Consider the following 12,513-nt stretch of genomic DNA (forward strand, 5'->3'; position numbering starts at 1 on the left):
AGATCAATCGCCTGGAGGAAAACCCATGGCCGAGTTCCTGAGCCTGCATGATGCGGTGGCGCGCTACGTCGAGGACGGCGCCACCGTGGCCATGGAGGGCTTTACCCACCTGATCCCCTTCGCCGCGGGACACGAGGTGATCCGTCAGAAGAAGCGTGACCTGACCCTGATCCGCATGACCCCCGACCTGATCTACGACCAGCTGATCGGTGCGGGCTGCGCGAAGAAGGTGATCTTCTCCTGGGGCGGCAACCCCGGGGTAGGCTCCCTGCATCGCCTGCGTGACGCGGTGGAGAAGGGCTGGCCCCACAAGGTCGAGATCCTCGAGCACAGCCATGCCGCCATGGCCTGCGCCTTCGAGGCCGGCGCGGCGGGCCTGCCCCTGGCGGTGCTGCGCGGCTATGTGGGCAGCGAGCTGCCCAGCGTCAACGACCAGATCAAGTTCATCGAGTGCCCCTTCACCGGCGAGCGCCTGGCCGCGGTGCCCTCGGTGCGCCCGGACGTCTCCATCGTCCACGCGCAGAAGGCTGACCGCGCCGGTAACGTGCTGGTGGAAGGCATCGTCGGGGTGCAGAAGGAAGCCGTGCTGGCGGCTGCCAAGAGCATCGTCACCGTCGAGGAGATCGTCGACGACCTGCGCAGCGAGCCGGACTACCACCCCAACGCCTGCATCATCCCGGGCTGGGCCATCGACGCCATCGCCGTGGCCGAGAAGGGCGCGCTGCCCTCCTATGCCCACGGCTACTATCCGCGCAACAACGCCTTCTACAAAGAGTGGGACGCCATCGCCCGGGATCGCGATACCTTCACCGCCTGGATCGAAGAGAATGTCATGAACGCAGGGGGGAACGCCTGATGAGCCTCGACTATACCTCCGCCGAGATGATGACCGTCACTGCGGCCCGCGCCCTGGAGAACGGCACCACCTGCTTCGTCGGCATCGGCCTTCCCTCCGAGGCCGCCAACCTGGCGCGTCTTACCCATGCCCCCGATGTGGTGCTGATCTATGAATCCGGCACCCTGCAGACCAAGCCCGATGTGCTGCCGCTCTCCATCGGCGACGGCGAGCTGGCCGAGACGGCGCTGACCACCGTGGCGGTGCCGGAGATGTTCCGCTACTGGCTGCAGGGCGGCAAGATCGACGTGGGCTTCCTGGGCACCGCCCAGATCGACCGCTACTGCAACCTCAACACCACCCTGATCGGTGACTATCGCGAGCCCAAGGTGCGCCTGCCGGGCGGCGGTGGTGCTCCAGAAATTGCGACGAATGCCGGCGAGGTGTTCATTACCCTGAAGCACTCCAAGCGCGCCTTCGTGGACAAGGTCGACTTCGTCACCACCTTGGGCTTCGGCCGCGACGGCAAGGGCCGCGACGGTGTGCCCAATATCGGCAAGGGGCCGACCCGGGTGATCACCGACCTCTGCGTGATGAAGCCGGACCCCGAGACCAAGGAGCTGGTGGTGGTCTCGCTGCATCCGGGCGTGAGCCGCGAGGAGGTGACCGAGGCCACCGGCTGGGAAATCCGTTTCGCCGAGTCCCTCGAGAGCACGCCGGAGCCCAGTGCCAGGGAACTCGAGATCCTGCGCGAGCTGAAAGCGCGTACCGAACGAGCCCATGCCAGTGCGTGACACCGCGCCCCGCAGCGAATTTCAGGAGACCAGGTCATGACCGACGTTTATCTTTGCCATCCACGGCGCACCGCCGTGGGCCGCTTCGGTGGCACGCTTGCCAGCGTGCGCCCCGATGATATGGCCGCCACTATCTTCAAGGCGGTGCTGGCCGAAGCCCCGGCGCTGGATCCGGCCGCCATCGAGGAGGTCTTCATGGGCTGTGCCAACCAGGCCGGTGAGGACAACCGCAACGTGGCACGCATGTCGGCGCTGCTGGCGGGCCTGCCGGTATCAATACCCGGCACTACCATGAACCGCCTGTGCGGTTCCGGCATGGACGCGGTGGGCACCGCCTTCCGTGCCATCAAGGCCGGCGAGATGGAGCTGGCCCTGGCCGGCGGCGTGGAGTCCATGTCCCGCGCGCCCTACGTGCTGGGCAAGGCCGACAGCGCCTTCTCCCGGGGCCAGAAGATCGAGGACACCACCATCGGCTGGCGCTTCATCAACCCGCAGATGAAGAAGGCCTACGGCGTCGACTCCATGCCGGAGACCGCCGAGAACGTGGCCGAGCAGTTCCATATTTCCCGCGAGGACCAGGACGCCTTCGCCCTGCGCTCCCAGCAGAAGGCCGCCGCCGCCCAGCAGGCCGGCCGCTTCGCGCTGGAGATCACCGCCATCGAGATCCCGCGTCGCAAGCAGGAGCCGCTGGTGTTCGACCAGGACGAGCACCTGCGTGAGACCACCCTCGAGAAGCTCGCCGGCCTCCCGACGCCCTTCCGCGAGGGCGGCAGCGTCACCGCCGGCAACGCCTCCGGGGTCAACGACGGTGCCGCGGCGATGCTGGTGGCAAGCCAATCGGCCGTCGAGGCGCACGGCCTGGCGCCCATGGCGAAGATCCTCGGCATGGCCACCGCCGGGGTCGAGCCGCGCATCATGGGCTATGGCCCGGTGCCCGCGGTCAACCGCCTGCTCGAGCGCACCGGCGTGTCGCTCGACGAGATCGACGTGATCGAGCTCAACGAAGCCTTCGCTGCCCAGGCCCTGGCCTGCATGCGCGACCTGGGCCTCGAGGATGACGACCCGCGGGTCAACCCCAACGGCGGTGCCATCGCCCTGGGCCACCCGCTGGGCATGTCCGGCGCGCGCCTGCTGCTGACCGCCGCCCATGAACTGCAGAAGAGCGGCAAGCGCTACGCCCTGTGCACGATGTGTGTGGGTGTGGGGCAGGGCATTGCTACGCTGATCGAGCGGGTATAACAGGAGACTTCCCATGGCATTTCTGACTATCAACGGGCGCAGTGTCGCCTATCGCCTGCTCGGTGCCGAGGCCAACCCCCTGGTGGTGCTGGCGCATCCCCTGGGCATGAGCCAGGCGGTGTGGGACGACGTGCTCCCGGCGCTGCTGCCGCGCTATCGCGTGCTGACCTGGGACCTGCCCGGCCATGGCGCCAGCCAGGCCTGGAGCAATGGCCCGATCACCCCGGCCGACCTGGCCGCCGAGGCCCTGGCGCTGGTCGACCATGCCGGTGCCGAGTGCTTCCACTTTGCCGGTACCTCCATCGGCGGCGTGGTCGGCCAGGCGCTGATCGCCGAGCACGGCGAGCGCCTGCTTAGCGCCACCCTGACCAATACCGGGGCGGTGATCGGCAACGCCGAGCTGTGGAACACCCGCGCCGATCGCGTGCGCCAGGAGGGCCTGGCGGCGATGTCCGAGGAGATCGTGCCGCGCTGGTTTGCTCCCGCCTGCTTCGAGGCCGAGCCGGCCCTCAAGGCGGGCTGGTGCACCCAGATGGGCCGTGGCGACGATGAGGCCTACGCCAAGCTGTGCGAGATGCTGGGCCGCGACACCTTCGACGGCAAGCTCGCCGGCAAGGGCGTCAAGGTGCAGCTGCTGGGCGGCAGCGAGGACCTGGCGACGCCGCCGGCGACCCTGGAGGCCCTGGCTGCCGAACTCGATGGAGCCCCCCTGGAGATCCTCGAGGGTGTGGGCCATGTACCCTCCGTGGAGGTGCCGGGCCTGTTCGCCGAGAAGCTGCTGGCGGTGATGGCGGTGGACCTGGGCGATGTGGGCGCCAATGGCGTGGACTACGCCACCGGCCTTGTGACCCGCAAGCAGGTGCTGGGTGAGGAGCACGTGGCGCGCTCCACCGAGAACGCCACCAGCCTGGACGCTCCCTTCCAGCAGATGATCACCCGCCTGGCCTGGGGGGAGCTGTGGAGCAACGCGGATCTGACCCGCCGCGAGCGCAGCATGATCACCACCGGCATCCTGGCCGCCCTGGGGCGCGAGGAGCTGACCCTGCACCTCAAGACGGCCAAGCGCATCGGCCTGACCGAGGCCGAACTGCGCCAGGTGCTGATGCATGTGGCCATCTACGGCGGTGTGCCGGCCGCCAACCACGCCTTCGCGCTGGCCAAGGAGCTGGGCTGGGGCGAGTAGCCCCGTTCAGCCGCCGGCATGGTCGACGCCCCTCGACAGGAGGCCTGAATGCTCAACGCGCGAATCAAGCTCCGCCATCTCCAGGCCTTCCTGGAGGTGGCCCGCCAGCGCAGCTTCGCCCGGGCCGCCGAACGGATGTCGATCACGCAGCCGGGCATCTCCAAGACCATCCGGGAGCTCGAGGAGACCATCGGTGCCAGCCTCTTCGAACGCACGCCCCGGGGGGTCTCCCTGACCCAGGCAGGCCTGACCCTGCTGCGTCATGCCGGTCCGGCGCTGCGTGCCCTGGAGGAGGGTATCGGCGCCGTCGGCGAGGGGCGAACCAGTGGTTGCTGGCTGCGCGTCGGGGCCCTCTCCACGGTGGAGAGCCGGCTGCTGCCGGAGGCGATCCTGCGCTGGCAGGAGGGCATGGAGGGGGAGTGCGGTGTCAACGTGGTCACCGGTCCCAGTGCCTTCCTGCTCTCGCGGTTGCGTCGCGGTGAACTGGACCTGGTGGTAGGGCGCATGACCGAGGCGCGGGAGATCCTCGACCTCTCCTTCGAGCACCTCTTCTTCGAACGATTGATTCTGGTCGTGCGCGGCGGCCACCCGCTCGCCAGGGAGGCGCAGCTGGAGCCACACCAGCTGATGCACTTCCCCTGGGTGTTGCCGCCTCCTCAGACCACGCTGCGCCAGCAGGTGGACAGTTTCTTCGTGCGCCATGGTCTCGAGCTGCCGGCCCGCCAGCTGGAGACACTATCGCTACCGCTCAGCCGGCACTACGTTCAGGTGAGTGACGCCGTCTGGGTGGCGCCCGAGGAGGCCGCACGGGAGGCGGTGCGCCTGGACAGCCTGGCCGAACTGGCGCTCTCCCTGGAGCAGCAGGGCGGCTCGGTGGGGATGTGCACCAATGCCAGTCTGGCGCCTTCCCTGGCCCTCGAGTCCTTCTGCGAGACACTGCGGGGGATGGCTGCGGATAAGGCATAACCCCTGGGTTATGGGTAGGAGGCGAGGCGTCAATTGGCAGGCTGCATGAGTGGCGCCAGACTGATCCGGGTCAATGAAATCTCCCAGGAGAGAGGATCGATATGCAACACAACAAGCGATTCGTCGAGCGCGACCGCAACTGGCATCCGCCGGCCTATGCCCCCGGTTACAAGACCTCCGTGGCCCGTTCGCCGCAGCAGGCGCTGGTCAGCATGCAGAAGCCCACGATCTCGGAGCTTTCGGGTCCCGATTTCCGGCATCTGCGCATGGGGCCGCACGATAACGATCTGTTGCTCAACTTCCGCCAGGAGCAGAACCAGGGCCTTCCCCAGGGTGAGCGCATCATCATGTTCGGTCGCGTGGTCGACCAGTTCGGCAAGCCGGTGCCCCACACCCTGGTGGAGATGTGGCAGGCCAACGCCGGCGGCCGCTATCGCCACAGGAACGACAACTACCTGGCCCCGCTGGACCCCAATTTCGGCGGCGTCGGCCGCTGCCTTACCGACGAGCAGGGCTGGTACCGCTTCCGTACCATCAAGCCGGGCCCCTACCCCTGGCCCAACGATCCCAACAGCTGGCGTCCCTCGCATATCCATGTGTCCGTGATGGGGCCGTCGATCTCCACTCGCCTGATTACCCAGATGTACTTCGAGGGGGACCCGCTGATTCCACTGTGCCCCATCGTCAACACCCTCAAGGATCCCGACGCCGTGGAGACCATGATCGGTCGCCTGGACATGGCCCACAGCAATCCGATGGACTGCCTGGCCTACCGCTTCGACCTGGTGGTGCGTGGCGAACTGCAGACCTATTTCGAGAATCAGTGAGAGGGGTGACGAGATGAACCAGCCGAATTCCCGACCCACCAGCGAGCTCATGCTGCGCGAGACCGCCTCCCAGACCGCGGGTCCCTACGTGCATATCGGCCTGGCACTGGCCGCCGCCGGCAACCCGACCCGCGACGAGGAGATCTGGAACGAGATGGCTCGCCCGGAAGCCGAGGGAGAGCATATCGAGGTGGTTGGCACCGTGATCGATGGCAACGGCGACCTGGTCCGCGATGCCTTCATCGAGGCCTGGCAGGCCGACGCCAACGGCGAGTACCAGCGCGAGTTCGACCTGAAGAAGCCCTTCAACAGCTTCGGGCGCACCGCCACCACCTTCGACCACGGCAGCGAGTGGACCCTCAAGACCGTCAAGCCGGGCCCGGTGGTCCACGCCAGTGGTCAGGCCCAGGCGCCGCATATCAATCTGTCGATCTTCGCCCGCGGCATCAATATCCACCTGCAGACCCGTCTCTACTTCGATGATGAGGTCGAGGCCAACGCCACCTGCCCGGTGCTCTCTCGCATCGAGTCGCCGACTCGCCGCCAGACGCTGATCGCCCGGCGCGAGGAGGTCGACGGCAAGGTACGTTATCGCCTCGATATTCGCCTGCAGGGCGAGGGTGAAACGGTCTTCTTTGACTTCTGATCGAGCGCCCTGGCCTCCAGGGTTCCGATCATCCGCGCCGCCCCCGGGGGCGGCGCTCGGCGTCGATGACGCCGAGCACACGCCACGGGGGAGACGCCCCCTGATCATAATGAGCCACTGTACCCCTATCGGTACCAAGAGAGGTCACCATGTCCAACCCCTGCATCATCTGTGTCGCCATTACCGGTAGCCTGCCGCGCAAGGAAAACAACCCTGCCGTGCCGATCACCGTCGAGGAGCAGATCGAGAGCACCCAGGCGGCCTTCGAGGCGGGCGCCACCATTGCCCACTGCCATGTGCGCAACGACGACCAGACGCCGAGCTCCGACCCGGAAAAGTTCGGCCGCCTGCTGGAAGGGCTGAACAAGCACTGCCCCGGCATGATCGTGCAGCTCTCCACCGGCGGCCGCTCCGGGGCCGGCGAGGAGCGCGGCGGCATGCTGCCGCTCAAGCCCGACATGGCCAGCCTCTCGGTGGGCTCCAACAACTTCCCGAACCGCGTCTACGAGAACTCGCCCCAGCTGGTCGACTGGCTGGCCGAGGAGATGCTCAAGTACGACATCAAGCCCGAGATCGAGGCCTTCGACCTGTCGCATATCCACCAGGCGGTCAACCTGTCGAAGCAGGGCAAGCTCAAGGCCCCGCTCTACGTGCAGTTCGTGATGGGGGTTAAGAACGCCATGCCGGCCGACAAGCCGACCTTCGATTTCTACATCGAGACCCTCAAGCGTCTGGCACCGGATGCCCAGTGGTGCGGTGCCGGTGTCGGTTCCAACCAGCTCAAGCTCAACGAGTGGTCCATCGCCGCCGGCGGCCATACCCGCACCGGTCTCGAGGACAACGTGCGCCTCGATCGCGACACCCTGGCGCCCTCCAACGCGGCCCTGGTGGAGCGCGCCGCGGCGCTGTGCGAGAAGTACGAGCGCCCCGTGGCGACCTGGCAGCAGGCCCGCGAGATCCTCGGTCTCGGCCAGCCCGCCTGATCCATCTGCTAGAGCAAACGCCGCCTGCCGTCTCACGGCCGGCGGCGTTTGCGTGATTTCGATACCAAGAGGAGAACAACATGGGCACGACAGCTGACGAGCGCATGCCTGACCATGACGAGATCGTGCGTGTGGTGCAGTGCTATGTGGAAGGGTTTCAGGGCCGACTGGACAAACTACAGGAGGCCTTCCATGAAGACGCCTGGATCCTGGCGCTGGATGCCGAGGGCGGCTTCAGCAAGGACCTGATTAGTGATCGCTTCGAACGCTGGGCGGCCAGCCACCGGCAGGTCCGCGGGCGGGTCATTCAGGTGACCCAGGCCGGCGAGGTGGCCAGCGTTCTGCTGGGCTTCGACAACACCGAGAACCTGGCGGACTCCTGGGTGGACGTGCTGGCGCTGATCAAGCTCGACGGCGCCTGGAAGATCACTCACAAGAGTGCCGTGCACAGCAGCCGGGCGGATTGGGCGAAGCCCTGACCCCTCGGCCTCAGCGCAGGTCGTACTTCTTCAGGCGGTAGGCGTAGGCGGGGCGCGTCATGCCCAGCCGGCGGGCAGCGGCGGCAATGTTGCCCTCGCTCTCTTCCTGGGCCGCCATCAGCATCTCCCTCTCGATATCCTCAAGGGTCAGCCCGGCATGGAACAGCGCCTGGATCTGCTGGCGGGGCGTGACTTCCGAGCTCGAGGCGTCTGCTGACGCCGAGAGTCGACCCCGCTCGTCCAGTCCCTGCCCCCTGTCCCGCTGCAGCGTGGGTACCCGGTAGTCGCCGAACAGCGCGCGTTCGGTGATGTGCTTCTGGTCGTCGGTGAGAATCACCCCGCGCTCGATGCTGTTCTTCAACTCGCGCACGTTGCCGGGCCAGGCGTACTGGGTGATGGCCGAGCGTGCCTGGTCGGAGAAGCCCAGGGTGCGGCGCTGGTAGTGATGTTCGCAGCGGGCGAGGAAGTGTTCGGCGAGGGCGGGAATATCCTCGTGACGCTGACGCAGAGGGGGGACCGTGAGCGTGAAGGCGTTGAGGCGGAAGAACAGATCGCGGCGAAATTGACCCTCCTCGACTCGCTGGAGCAGGTCGGTGTGGGTGGCCGCGACCACCCGCACATCCACCTCCTTCACCCCCTGGCCGCCGACGCGTTCGATCTGGTGTTCCTGCAGAGCGCGCAGCAGGGCGGCCTGGGCACGCGGGGAGAGTTCGGCCAGTTCATCGAGAAACAGGGTGCCGCCGTGGGCGCGCTCGAAGCGCCCGAGGCGTGATTGGACCGCTCCCGTATAGGCGCCCTTCTCGACACCGAACAGCTCCGACTCGATCAGCTCCGGCGGGATGGCCGCACAGTTGACGGCGATGAAGGGGCCCGCGGCGCGCTGGCTCTGCTCATGGAGGCGCCGAGCGAGGATCTCCTTGCCGGTGCCCGTCTCACCGAGCAGCAGCACGGGCACATCCGCTGCGGCGGCGCTGTCGAGCATGGCCAGCATCTCACGGAAGGCGGGTGCTGCTCCGATGGGGCCCCAGTCATCCTCGTGCTGGCGGCGGGTGAGGTCCCCCTCCAAGGTGGCAACCCGAGCCTGCAGCTCATAGAGCTCGTCGATCAACGGCGCTTCACGCAGCACGGCGGAGAAGGCCTGGTGGTCGGGCCACTCCTCGGCAAACTTGCCGATTATGCGGCAGCGGGCATCACCGCAGCCCAGGCACTCCACTTCCCGATACTGCACCTCGCGTCCCAGCAACTGGGTGGCATAGCCGGAGGCGTAACCCAGCAGCGTCCAGCATACCGGGCTGCTCGGCGTATCCCGGCCACGCCAGACCTCCACCTCGAAGGAACCTTTCCAGATGAACTCGCTGTAGAAGCGGTCGTTCTCCAGATCGATATCCAGCTGGCCGGGCACCGCCTTGACGTGCCCTTGCAGGGCATGCAGCTGCGGGCCTGCCAGGAAGCTGTCGCGTAGCCCGAGCCGCTCGCCGCGCAGGGACTCGCCAAGCTCGGCATCCTGCAGGCCGGAGTAGTAGCCCAGGCGGATGAAGACGCCTCGGGCGCGCTCCACTCCCAGGGTGGTGACGAGCTCGTTGCGAAAGAAGGCCGATGCCTGCAGCGACATCAGAATCATGCGTTGCTCGCCGAGCCAGATCTGTCCCTCTTCCGGGAGGAAGCGCAGGGCATCCATCAGGTCACGGGCGCTGGGGTACTGGGGGGTGCTTGAAGGCATGGAAAGCTCGTCGATAAGGCGCGGCGACAGGATATCACCCATGCTCAGTGTGGAGTTGACGCTCCGGATGATGATTTGCGCAGGGGTGATGAAATGGTTAACCGATTTTAGCGAACGCGTGTTCGTATCGCGAACTTAAATTCTTGAAGGCTCTCCTAGTGCCCTGAATGGCTGGATTTTTTCAGTTCCGGCACGTTTCTTGAGAGATAAATGGGGCAGGTATCCGGTGCTAAGCTATTGATTATACTAAAGTCTAATAGGGCCGGTTCCCTCGACGACAAGCCCATGACGACCAGACGGGTGACATTGACCATGCAAAACACAACAACGGTGCCTTCCCGGCATCTCCCCTCACGTACCCTCGGGGCGCTGGCCCTGTTCGGTGCCCTGCTGCTTCCCCCGGTGGCGGCCAACGCCTCGGACGCACGCGAGCCCGACGAGGTCTACCGGCAGGTCTGCGCTCACTGCCATGCCCCGGACAAGGCCGTGGGACCCGAGATCACCATGGCCTTCCCCGAGGCGGCCTGGGAAGCGCGCGGCAACTATATCCGCAACACGGTGCGCCATGGCCGCGCCGCCATGCCGGCCTTCCGCGTGGCCAAGATCAGCGACCCCGAGCTGGAGGCCCTGATCGAGGCTCTGGTGCGCGGTGACATGGAAGCCACGGCTGCCAGCGAGGAGTAGTGCCATGAACCTGACGCGTCGACAACTCATGAAGAATAGCCTGCTGCTGGGGGCCGCCATGCCGCTCTCCCTGGGGGCCGCCTGGGCCGCCGACAGCGGGTTCGCCGAGGCCCCGGTGCACGGCACGATTCGCCTCTACGGCGCCGATCGCTCCACCACCGAGCTGGGACTGGGGCTGCGCCAGCAGGGCTGGGCCCCAAGCTATGAGGGGCGCCTCGATCCGCTGGCGCTGAATGCCCAGCCCGCCGGCACGCTGGCGGCCGGCTTTACCGACGAGGCGGGTCTGGTGCTGCTGACCAGCCTGCTGGCCGGCCGTGGCCGCGTACTGGCACTGGGTCGCCATGAGGCGGGACATCACCAGCTGCTGAGTCATCGCGGGCCGCTGGCGGCACCGCTGGCGGCAGAGGCTGGCAGCTGGCAGGCCGCGCTGGGACGGGAATATGCCCGGCTGGCGCTGGCGGCGGGTAGCGCACGCCAGACCCGGGATGTCAGGCGTCCGGCCAGCGAGGCCACCAGCGCCACCGAGCTGAGCTTCCTGGTTCGGCTGTAAGCCCCCGAACACAACAATCGAGAGACGACTCCATGAGCACTACACAGCGCATTCTTCCCAAGGGCGTGTCCGAGGCAGATTTCGACGCGGCCCTCGCCCGTTTTCGCGAGATCCTCGGGGCCGATAGCGTCCTGACCGAGAGCGATCAGCTGGCGGCCTACAGCAAGATCATGATGGCCGGCGATGACGCGGACTACATCCCCTCCGCGGCCCTGCTGCCCACCACTACCGAGCATGTGCAGGAGATCGTGCGCACCTGCAACCAGTACAAGGTGCCGATCTGGACCATCTCCACCGGCAAGAACCTGGGCTATGGTTCCGCCGCCCCCGGCGAGACCGGCCAGGTGATGCTCGACATGCACCGCATGAACCAGATTCTCGATGTGGACCCGGAGGTGTGCACGGCGCTGCTCGAGCCCGGGGTGACCTACCAGCAGCTCTACGACTACATCAAGGAGAACGACCTCAAGCTGTGGCTGGATCCGCCGGCCCCCTCGGCCATTGCCGGACCGGTGGGCAATACCCTGGACCGTGGCGTGGGCTACACCCCCTATGGCGAGCACTTCATGTTCCAGTGCGGCATGGAGGTGGTGCTGGCCAACGGCGAGGTGATCCGTACCGGCATGGGGGGCATCGAGAACTCCAGCTCCTGGCAGGTCTTCAAGTGGGGTTACGGTCCCTATATCGACGGCCTCTTCACCCAGTCGAACTACGGCATCGTCACCAAGATGGGGCTGTGGTTGATGCCGGAGCCGCCGGCCTATCGTCCCTTCATCATCCAGTACCAGGACCCCGAGGACATCGAGGAGATCGTCGATGTACTGCGGCCACTACGCATCGCCCAGATCATCCCCAATGCCGTGGTGATCGTGCACACCCTGTGGGATGCCGGTACCCATGTGGTGCGCAAGGACTACTACGAGGGCAGTGACTCCATCCCGCGCGAGGCCATCGAGCGCATCAAGGCCGACGAGGGTATCGGCGAGTGGAACGTCTATGCGGCCCTCTACGGCACCCCGGAGCAGATCGAGGTCAACTGGAAGATCGTCGAGCAGGCCTTCGGCGCCAGCGGCAAGGCGAAGATCATGTACGGCGAGGAGGCCGAGAAGCGCGGCGGCGGCTTCGAGTATCGCTCGGCGCTGATGAAGGGCGACATGAATCTTCAGGAGTTCGGCCTCTACAACTGGCGTGGGGGCGGTGGCTCCATGTGGTTCGCCCCGGTCTCCCAGGCTAAGGGCAGCGAGACCAAGGACCAGACCGAGCTGGCTCAGCAGATCCTCGGCAAGTACGGCTTCGACTATGTGGCGGAGTACATCGTCGGCTGGCGCGACATGCACCACGTCATCGACCTGCTCTACAACCGCCAGGACCCGGAAGAGACCCAGCGTGCCCACGACTGCTTCGCCGAACTGATCGACGAGTTCGCCAAGCGCGGCTATGGCCTCTACCGCACCAACACCGAGTTCATGGAGCAGGTGGCCGGCACCTTCGGCGAACCGCTGCGCGAGGTGCACAAGACGCTGAAGAATGCCCTGGACCCCAACGGCATCCTGTCGCCCGGCAAGTCGGGTATTCGTCAGTAATCCCGGCCCGCGAGTTTTCAGAGG

Annotated in this window: 13 protein-coding genes; 12 read left to right on the forward strand and 1 reads right to left on the reverse strand. The window is 66.4% G+C overall.

Features of this window, described 5'->3' with window-relative positions; genetic code table 11:
- Positions 1-25 precede the first annotated feature (25 nt).
- The 9 genes from ACJ7IV_RS02540 to ACJ7IV_RS02580 all read left to right on the forward strand — a co-directional run bounded on the left by ACJ7IV_RS02540 (position 26) and on the right by ACJ7IV_RS02580 (position 7,952).
- Positions 26-856, forward strand: coding sequence for a CoA-transferase (locus ACJ7IV_RS02540; protein WP_213311913.1), 831 nt, complete (start codon positions 26-28; stop codon positions 854-856).
- Positions 856-1,629, forward strand: coding sequence for a CoA-transferase subunit beta (locus ACJ7IV_RS02545; protein ID WP_483865622.1), 774 nt, complete (start codon positions 856-858; stop codon positions 1,627-1,629). Before ACJ7IV_RS02540 ends, ACJ7IV_RS02545 begins: the two co-directional genes overlap by 1 nt.
- A gap of 36 nt (positions 1,630-1,665) precedes the next feature.
- Positions 1,666-2,868: a 3-oxoadipyl-CoA thiolase gene (pcaF, locus tag ACJ7IV_RS02550; RefSeq protein WP_483865623.1), complete on the forward strand. Its 1,203-nt coding sequence runs from the start codon at positions 1,666-1,668 to the stop codon at positions 2,866-2,868.
- 13 nt (positions 2,869-2,881) lie between these two features.
- Positions 2,882-4,051, forward strand: a complete 1,170-nt coding sequence (locus tag ACJ7IV_RS02555; protein WP_483865624.1) for an alpha/beta fold hydrolase — start codon at positions 2,882-2,884, stop codon at positions 4,049-4,051.
- Between the two features lie 48 nt (positions 4,052-4,099).
- Entirely contained in the window at positions 4,100-5,017 is a 918-nt protein-coding gene (gene pcaQ / locus ACJ7IV_RS02560) for a pca operon transcription factor PcaQ (RefSeq protein ID WP_483865625.1), read from the forward strand.
- 101 nt (positions 5,018-5,118) lie between these two features.
- Positions 5,119-5,844: a protocatechuate 3,4-dioxygenase subunit beta gene (gene pcaH / locus ACJ7IV_RS02565; protein WP_483865626.1), complete on the forward strand. Its 726-nt coding sequence runs from the start codon at positions 5,119-5,121 to the stop codon at positions 5,842-5,844.
- Between the two features lie 13 nt (positions 5,845-5,857).
- Complete coding sequence (gene pcaG / locus ACJ7IV_RS02570; protein WP_282038935.1) at positions 5,858-6,490, forward strand: protocatechuate 3,4-dioxygenase subunit alpha; 633 nt, start codon at positions 5,858-5,860, stop codon at positions 6,488-6,490.
- Between the two features lie 149 nt (positions 6,491-6,639).
- Positions 6,640-7,473 (forward strand): 3-oxoadipate:acetyl-CoA acetyltransferase, encoded by an 834-nt coding sequence (locus tag ACJ7IV_RS02575; protein WP_305794793.1) that lies wholly within the window; start codon positions 6,640-6,642, stop codon positions 7,471-7,473.
- Positions 7,474-7,553: 80 nt separating this feature from the next.
- Positions 7,554-7,952: a nuclear transport factor 2 family protein gene (locus tag ACJ7IV_RS02580; protein WP_483865627.1), complete on the forward strand. Its 399-nt coding sequence runs from the start codon at positions 7,554-7,556 to the stop codon at positions 7,950-7,952.
- Between the two features lie 10 nt (positions 7,953-7,962).
- Here the strand turns inward: ACJ7IV_RS02580 and ACJ7IV_RS02585 are convergent, their stop codons facing one another.
- Positions 7,963-9,672, reverse strand: a complete 1,710-nt coding sequence (locus ACJ7IV_RS02585) for a sigma 54-interacting transcriptional regulator (protein ID WP_483865628.1) — start codon at positions 9,670-9,672, stop codon at positions 7,963-7,965.
- 312 nt (positions 9,673-9,984) lie between these two features.
- Here ACJ7IV_RS02585 and ACJ7IV_RS02590 point away from each other — a divergent pair, with 312 nt between their 5' ends.
- From ACJ7IV_RS02590 to ACJ7IV_RS02600, 3 genes are read left to right on the forward strand one after another with little or no spacing between them, the layout of a single operon-like run.
- Positions 9,985-10,356 (forward strand): c-type cytochrome, encoded by a 372-nt coding sequence (locus ACJ7IV_RS02590; protein ID WP_483865629.1) that lies wholly within the window; start codon positions 9,985-9,987, stop codon positions 10,354-10,356.
- Between the two features lie 4 nt (positions 10,357-10,360).
- On the forward strand, positions 10,361-10,906 hold the full coding sequence (locus tag ACJ7IV_RS02595; RefSeq protein WP_483865630.1) for a hypothetical protein: 546 nt from the start codon (positions 10,361-10,363) through the stop codon (positions 10,904-10,906).
- A 32-nt stretch (positions 10,907-10,938) separates the two neighbouring features.
- A complete protein-coding gene (locus ACJ7IV_RS02600) occupies positions 10,939-12,489 on the forward strand; it encodes an FAD-binding oxidoreductase (RefSeq protein WP_282038925.1) in 1,551 nt (516 codons plus the stop codon).
- Positions 12,490-12,513: the final 24 nt, after the last annotated feature.

The sequence above is a fragment of the Halomonas sp. C10-5 genome, assembly GCF_057169305.1.

What these genes read in the sequence shown, in the direction of transcription:
- ACJ7IV_RS02540 (WP_213311913.1), top strand. Translation starts at nt 26, where the DNA reads ATGGCCGAGTTCCTGAGCCTGCATGATGCGGTGGCGCGCTACGTCGAG.
- ACJ7IV_RS02545 (WP_483865622.1), top strand. Translation starts at nt 856, where the DNA reads ATGAGCCTCGACTATACCTCCGCCGAGATGATGACCGTCACTGCGGCC.
- pcaF (WP_483865623.1), top strand. Translation starts at nt 1,666, where the DNA reads ATGACCGACGTTTATCTTTGCCATCCACGGCGCACCGCCGTGGGCCGC.
- ACJ7IV_RS02555 (WP_483865624.1), top strand. Translation starts at nt 2,882, where the DNA reads ATGGCATTTCTGACTATCAACGGGCGCAGTGTCGCCTATCGCCTGCTC.
- pcaQ (WP_483865625.1), top strand. Translation starts at nt 4,100, where the DNA reads ATGCTCAACGCGCGAATCAAGCTCCGCCATCTCCAGGCCTTCCTGGAG.
- pcaH (WP_483865626.1), top strand. Translation starts at nt 5,119, where the DNA reads ATGCAACACAACAAGCGATTCGTCGAGCGCGACCGCAACTGGCATCCG.
- pcaG (WP_282038935.1), top strand. Translation starts at nt 5,858, where the DNA reads ATGAACCAGCCGAATTCCCGACCCACCAGCGAGCTCATGCTGCGCGAG.
- ACJ7IV_RS02575 (WP_305794793.1), top strand. Translation starts at nt 6,640, where the DNA reads ATGTCCAACCCCTGCATCATCTGTGTCGCCATTACCGGTAGCCTGCCG.
- ACJ7IV_RS02580 (WP_483865627.1), top strand. Translation starts at nt 7,554, where the DNA reads ATGGGCACGACAGCTGACGAGCGCATGCCTGACCATGACGAGATCGTG.
- ACJ7IV_RS02585 (WP_483865628.1), bottom strand. Translation starts at nt 9,672, where the DNA reads ATGCCTTCAAGCACCCCCCAGTACCCCAGCGCCCGTGACCTGATGGAT.
- ACJ7IV_RS02590 (WP_483865629.1), top strand. Translation starts at nt 9,985, where the DNA reads ATGCAAAACACAACAACGGTGCCTTCCCGGCATCTCCCCTCACGTACC.
- ACJ7IV_RS02595 (WP_483865630.1), top strand. Translation starts at nt 10,361, where the DNA reads ATGAACCTGACGCGTCGACAACTCATGAAGAATAGCCTGCTGCTGGGG.
- ACJ7IV_RS02600 (WP_282038925.1), top strand. Translation starts at nt 10,939, where the DNA reads ATGAGCACTACACAGCGCATTCTTCCCAAGGGCGTGTCCGAGGCAGAT.